Here is a 6,291-nt window from a genome sequence, read left to right on the forward strand (position 1 = left end):
GCGTCCAAAAAGACGCGCGGCGCTCTAAAGAGACAATGCCGGCGGCGGCAATTACGGACCGGAGAATTTTGGCCATCATGTTGCGCACCATCTTCACCCTTTCAGCGCTTGCTGCCGGGCTGCTGGCGTCGAATGCGATGGCCTCGCCAATGGCAGATACCGCGCCACGGGTGGTTCGTGCTGCCGATGACGGCGGCATTCTTGTCGCCCAGAACAGCAATCTCGACATCTATTACGACGCCAGGGGAAACCGCGTCATCGTCGATGCGGAGACCGGCAAGGTCATCGCCATCCAGCCGCCGCAGACCAGACTCGACCGCCGCGCCTTGCGCCGCGAGCGCTTGCGCAACCTCGGACCGGTCGAGGACGACCCCTATTATCTCGACGACCCTGAGGACACGGCGCGGTTCCGCCGCAGGCAGTTGGAAGACGAGGGCAGGGTCATCATACCGCCGGCTGACGAGTACGACCCCTATGGCGACAATTCGGTGGAAGCCTTCCCCGAAGCGCCGCGGGATGACGGCAGCTATGGCAACAATTCTCCGGAGGCACTGCAGCCGGTAAAACCGCACACCATCGAGCGCCAGCCGCTCAACGAGGCCTCGATCGAGCCGGTCGAGCCGACGGTGCCGAACGATCAGGCGGCCTTGCCGCCAAACACCGGCGGCAAGACGGCAGTCGACCCGTCGCTTTCGCTCGGCGCCCGCCAGGATGTGGCGGAGCTGCAGGTGCTGCTCGACCGTGCCGGTTCTTCGCCCGGCGTCATCGACGGACGCTTCGGCTCGAATGTCGACAAGGCACTCGCCGCCTACAATGAAATCACCGGCAGCAATCTGAAATCCACCGACGCGGTCGGAATCCAGGCCGCCCTGGCGCAATCCGGTGGCGATGCATTCGCCTCCTACACGATCACGCCCGAGGATGCGGCCGGCCCCTATGTCGCTGCGATACCGGAGGACTACAGCCAAAAGGCCCAGCTCGACCGCATGGGCTACGTCTCCGTCACGGAGGCGATCGCCGAGCGCTTCCATATGGATGAAAACTATCTGAAGAAGCTTAACCCGGACGCCAATTTCAACCGCCCTGGCACCATCATCAAGGTCGCCAATTTCGGCAGGCTGGTGGCGACGCCGGTGGCGCGCATCATTGCCGACAAGGCCAATAAGCAGGTCCGCGCCTACGATGCAGCGGGCAAGCTGGTCGCCGCCTATCCGGCGACAATTGGCTCGTCGGACACGCCGTCGCCGTCCGGCACGCATGCGGTATCACGTGTCGCGTTTGACCCGAACTACACGTATAACCCGAACATCAATTTCAAGCAGGGCGAAAACGACAGGATCCTGACCATCCCGCCGGGGCCGAACGGCCCGGTCGGCTCGGTCTGGATTGCGCTGGACAAGCCGACCTACGGCATTCACGGCACGCCGGATCCGTCGAAGATCGGCAAGACCGAAAGCCATGGCTGCGTGCGGCTGACCAATTGGGACGCGCGCGAGCTGGCCAAGATCGTGTCGCCTGGCGTCACGGTGGAGTTCGTCGACTGAGCTGAACGTCTTCGCTCCATTCAGCCGATGATCTTTCGCAGCAGTGGCGCGCGCAGCGCCGCCGCATAGATCAGCTGCACCACCAGGATGAAGCCGACGCTGAGCAACGGGCTGACCAGACAGAGTGCGGCCCCGACAGCCCACAGGATCTGCGCTTTGACGATGCGCAGATAGACCGTTCGGGTGGTCTCCGCGTCGACGCCTTCCGCCAGGAAGCCGTTTTTGTCCGCATAGCGCCAACTGGCGAGCAGCGTTAATCCCAGCATCAAAAGATTGAGCCAGTAGACGAGCACCGCGGTTCTGAATTCGAGGAAGTCGGCGAGAAGGTCGGTCGAGAACGGCAGCAAGGCGATGAAGCCGAGGAAACAGAGGTTCAGCGTGGCAAGCCGCCGGTCGGACTTCGCGATCAGCCCGTGCTGCGCCTGCTGGCCGAACCAGAAGATGGTCAGCGTCAGGAAGCTGAGCGCATAGGTCAGGAAGCGCGGCGCCAGTGCTGCGACCGCTGCAATCAGTTCGCCTTCGGAATGCACTGTTTCATGCGCCGGCACCCTGATCTCGAGAACGATCAGGGTGAGCGCAATGGCGAACACGCCATCGGTGATGCCGACGACGCGCCCGCGTCCTTCCGCCGAGGGTTCGAGCGGTCGTTTCATGCGGTATTTCCCCCTTGTTGCAGCGTTGCGGGAAATCTAGCACGGCATCTGCCGTTTGCATCCGGGTTGGCGTAATCCTGCCTGTATGGTCAGGTTCGGCCTGGTTTCAATGAGAACAGCCTGCTGGCCGGTTGTCGGCGGCGTGCCGGCGGTCTAGGTAAGGCGGCATGCACACGCCAACCAAAGTCGGTATCGGCGCCGTTCCCCTGACCGGCTCACTTCCGGCCGATACGTTCTGCCCGCAGGCGCAGCGGCGGTTCGTGCTGATCGCCGCGATCCTGGCTTCCGCGCTGGGCTTTATCGACGGATCGGTCCTGGCCATTGCGACGCCGGCGATCCGCGTCGATCTCGGCGCCAGCCTCGCCGAGGCGCAATGGATTTCCAATGCCTATGCATTGACGCTTTCAGCCCTCATTCTCGTCGGCGGCGCCGCTGGCGATCGCTTCGGCCTGCGCCATTCCTTCGTCGCCGGCATCGTCCTGTTCGTCGCCGCCTCGCTTGCCTGCGCGTTGGCGCCTAACCCGGCGGTGCTTATTGCGTTTCGGGCTATCCAGGGTGTTGGAGCGGCCGTCATGGTGCCGGGCAGCCTGGCCATTATCGCCAAAGCCTATCCGAAAAAGGAACGCGGCCGGGCGATCGGCATCTGGGCGGCGGCATCGGCGCTGACGACAGCGCTCGGCCCGGTGCTGGGCGGCTTCGTGCTGTCGGCCTTCGGCGACGGCATCTGGCGAGCGATCTTCGCCATCAACCTGCCGCTCGGTCTTGTCTCGATCTATCTTCTGCTGGCCAAGGTCCCTGCCGACGCGCCAGCGGAAAAGCGCAGCCTCGATCTCGGCGGCGCAGCACTCGCCATATTGGCGTTCGGAGCGCTCGCTTACGGCCTGACCTCGATGAGCGGCGACGGGGAGGGGCTGATGTCCGGCCCGAGTATTGCCGCCGGCGCAGTTTTGCTCGTCGTGTTCATCGTCTTCGAACGCCGGCGGCGCGAGCCGATGATCGACCTGTCGCTGTTTCGGATCGGCGCTTTCGCCGGTGCCAATGTGGCGACCTTCTTCCTATATTTCGCGCTGTCGGCCAATCTATTCTATCTGCCGATGCTGATGATCGCCGGATGGGGGCTGAGCACGGCCGAGGTCGGCTTCATCTTCCTGCCGCTGTCGGCATTGATCGCGCTGCTGTCCGGTCCGGTCGGCCAGTGGTCCGACCGCATCGGGCCTCGCTTTCCGATCGCCAGCGGCAGTCTGGTGGTGGCTCTTGCCTTTGCCGGGCTTGCCTTGCTGGCCTATTGGGGCATCCACAATTTCTGGTTGGGGGTATTCCCGCTGATGGCGCTGATGGGGCTCGGCATGGCGCTGGTGGTGTCGCCGCTGTCGACCGCCATCATGACGGCGGTCGAGGACAAGGATACGGGTGCGGCCTCGGGCATCAACAACGCCGTCTCGCGCATCGGCGGCTTGATCGCCGTGGCGGCGATGGGATCGCTGGCGGCCTGGGTCTATGCTGCCGTGCGCGGCACGGGTGCCGGCTCCGGCATTCCGGGTTTCGGCGAACCGGCGCCCGCCGGCCTGGCGCCCGGCCTCGATGCGGCAAGGCTTGCCGCCAGCGACGCGGCATTCGCGGCCGTTGCCGCGGTGACCGCGCTGCTTTGCCTGCTTTCGGCAATGACCGCCTGGACGACGGTTTCCGGTGAGCGGCTGCCTTGGTCGCGCGACACGGCGAATCAGCAGGGCTGAAGCGGAAAATCGGCTCAGCCTTCGATTTTGGCGCTCGCGACCTTCAGTTGATTGCTGTCTTCTTGCTTGAGCAGGTCGTCGATACGTTCGCGCTCGCGCTTGAAGGCGACGAGATCGTCGCCTTTCAGCGTCTTGCCGACCGGCAGGCGGACGCGCATCGAATCAACTTTGGTGCCGTTGACGATCAGTTCGTAATGAAGATGCGGACCGGTGGAGAGGCCGGTTGAGCCGAGATAACCGATAACCTGACCCTGGCGAACGCGGACACCCGGCTCGATGCCCTTGGCAAAGGCGCTCTGGTGATTGTAGGACGTCTCGTAGCCATTGGCGTGGCGCAGGATGATCTGCTTGCCATAGCCGCCGGCCCAGCCGGCCTTTTCGACGACGCCGTTGCCTGCGGCAATGATCGGCGATCCCACCGGAGCTGCCCAGTCGGTGCCGGTATGCATTTTCACATACCCCAAAATAGGGTGACGCCTGGCACCGAACCCGGACGTAAATCGGCCATTGGGCAAGGGATTGCGCAGCAGAAACTGCTCGGCACTGCTGCCGTTTTCGTCGAAATAGTCGGTGCTGCCGTCCTGCATCTGGAAACGGTAGAAATTTCGCGTCGCGCCGCCGAAAGTCGCGGAGACGTAAAGCAGTTCGGAATCGTCCGACGCCTGGTCGTCGCCATCGGGCTGCGAGAACAGCACCTCGATGCGGTCCGTGGGATTGAGGCGCGACTGGAAGTCGACACTGGATGCCAGCAACTTGATCAGCCGCTGCGTCATCGCCTTGGACATGCCGTAGGAATAGGCGGTGCGGTAGATGCCGTCATAGACGTTCGGCAGATTGCCGCGCACCACGGGCGCAGGCGAATCGTCGAACGCCGTCAGCAATTCGGGATTTGGCTCCGGCTCCTGCGCCGGCACGTACTGGTCGTGGTCGTCGAGCGCGATGGTGACGATGTGCTGGGTCCTGTCGTAAACGCTGGTGCGAACGATCTTGGCGGCGTCGCCATGGACCTCGAGCCCGACGCGCAGCACGGTTCCGGCCTTGAGGGCCGTGGCATTCAGCAATTTGGCGATCGCCTCGGCCATGCCGGTGGCATCCTCGCCGGTATAGCCTGAATCGGTGAAGGCCTCGGCAATGTCGAGATCCTTGGTGAAGGGAATGATTTCTTCGGCGAAGGCCGGCGCCTGGTCGTCGACGGCGGCGCGCGGCGACACCGAGACGTTTTCCGGGACAATCTTGACGTCATAGGAGCCGGCCATGCTCTCGGCGAAGCCGTCACCGAATCGCTGTGGGTCGACATAGTGCAGCGACGCGACCTGGACGGCGCCGTCGCTCAGATCGGTGCCGGCCTCGCGCACCACCTTTTCCACCTCGTCGGCAGAAAGGTCGCTCTTTTCGTCGAACGCCGCCGTCTCGATCGGGAAATCGACGGTCTTCAAGCTCATCTCGCTTTCGACCTTGGCGCCATAGATCTGGCTGGCGGTGGCGGCTGCCGGCTGCGCGGCATTGTCGTCGCCGTTGCCAAACACCTGCATCGGGTCGAAAGGCGGATAGGCACGGCTGGTCGTGTGACCGGCGGCAAGCGCCATCTTGATCTGCACGAAAGGCATGGTGTGGATGACGTCGCGGTCGCCAACCTTGGTCACCATCGACACTTCCATGCGCCGGCGGTCCTTGGCCTTGGCAATCTGGCGCAATGCCACCAACCTGGTCGTCTTGGCGACCTCGCCGGAATCGTCGCCGCTGGCAAGGCTGATAAGCTCGGCGATCTCGGGCGGGGTCGCCAGCTGCTGGCGGCCGTCAAGCGCTGCAAACAGCGCCACGCCCATCAGCACGCTCGAGGTCACGCCGGTAAGGAAGGTGCCCGACAGCCAGCGCGCCGAAATCTCGCGCCGGTCGGGAGGGCCGCTGCGGCCGTCCGCGATCAGCGGCGGCTCGTTGCCGAGGTCGGCTATGACATCTTCCGTGTCTGGCATCCAGAAAGGCTGCTTCTTCCCCGGGGCGGAACGGCTTGTCGTTCTTGTTGTGGCCATGACATTTGCCTGTCACGGCGGGTGAAGTCAACGAAGCGCCTGGCCCCGGCCGAAATCCCCAATCACACGTCTGTCTCTATGGGTTCTCTTTAGTCTCTTATAGGAGGCGCCGTTTGGTCTCTTATAGAAGGCTCTGCGCGGATGGCGCTTTCGCCTGCTTCGTTGGCCTTGGTGTCAAACCGCAATACGGCGGCAATAGGGCTCCACTGTGAAAGCCGGCTTCGTTGTCCCCATGCCGCAGCGGCAGTCGGCTACAGAAAAGCGGCGCCACAACTTTCGTCGCAAAAAATTCAAAAAAGTTCGGAATCGCTGTTGACACTTTGGACGCCCC

At 63.6% G+C, this 6,291-nt stretch carries 4 protein-coding genes; 2 read left to right on the forward strand and 2 right to left on the reverse strand.

Annotated elements, in window-relative coordinates; translation table 11 throughout:
* The first annotated feature begins 77 nt into the window (after nucleotides 1-77).
* Nucleotides 78-1,544 (forward strand): L,D-transpeptidase family protein, encoded by a 1,467-nt coding sequence (locus tag NKJ94_RS11385; RefSeq protein WP_352525045.1) that lies wholly within the window; start codon nucleotides 78-80, stop codon nucleotides 1,542-1,544.
* 20 nt (nucleotides 1,545-1,564) lie between these two features.
* Here NKJ94_RS11385 and NKJ94_RS11390 read toward each other — a convergent pair whose 3' ends face one another.
* Nucleotides 1,565-2,197, reverse strand: a complete 633-nt coding sequence (locus NKJ94_RS11390; RefSeq protein ID WP_352525047.1) for a TMEM175 family protein — start codon at nucleotides 2,195-2,197, stop codon at nucleotides 1,565-1,567.
* 167 nt (nucleotides 2,198-2,364) lie between these two features.
* Between NKJ94_RS11390 and NKJ94_RS11395 the strand changes: the two genes are divergently transcribed.
* A complete protein-coding gene (locus NKJ94_RS11395; RefSeq protein WP_352525049.1) occupies nucleotides 2,365-3,930 on the forward strand; it encodes an MFS transporter in 1,566 nt (521 codons plus the stop codon).
* 14 nt (nucleotides 3,931-3,944) lie between these two features.
* On the opposite strand, the gene NKJ94_RS11400 is transcribed toward NKJ94_RS11395, so the two are convergent.
* Nucleotides 3,945-5,903 carry a M23 family metallopeptidase gene (locus tag NKJ94_RS11400; protein WP_352525051.1) on the reverse strand — a complete coding sequence of 653 codons (1,959 nt, stop codon included), beginning with the start codon at nucleotides 5,901-5,903 and terminating at the stop codon, nucleotides 3,945-3,947.
* Nucleotides 5,904-6,291 lie beyond the last annotated feature (388 nt).

Origin of the sequence: Mesorhizobium sp. M0060, assembly GCF_040323155.1 — a bacterium.
GTDB lineage: Bacteria > Pseudomonadota > Alphaproteobacteria > Rhizobiales > Rhizobiaceae > Mesorhizobium.

What these genes read in the sequence shown, in the direction of transcription:
- NKJ94_RS11385 (WP_352525045.1), top strand. Translation starts at nt 78, where the DNA reads ATGTTGCGCACCATCTTCACCCTTTCAGCGCTTGCTGCCGGGCTGCTG.
- NKJ94_RS11390 (WP_352525047.1), bottom strand. Translation starts at nt 2,197, where the DNA reads ATGAAACGACCGCTCGAACCCTCGGCGGAAGGACGCGGGCGCGTCGTC.
- NKJ94_RS11395 (WP_352525049.1), top strand. Translation starts at nt 2,365, where the DNA reads ATGCACACGCCAACCAAAGTCGGTATCGGCGCCGTTCCCCTGACCGGC.
- NKJ94_RS11400 (WP_352525051.1), bottom strand. Translation starts at nt 5,903, where the DNA reads ATGCCAGACACGGAAGATGTCATAGCCGACCTCGGCAACGAGCCGCCG.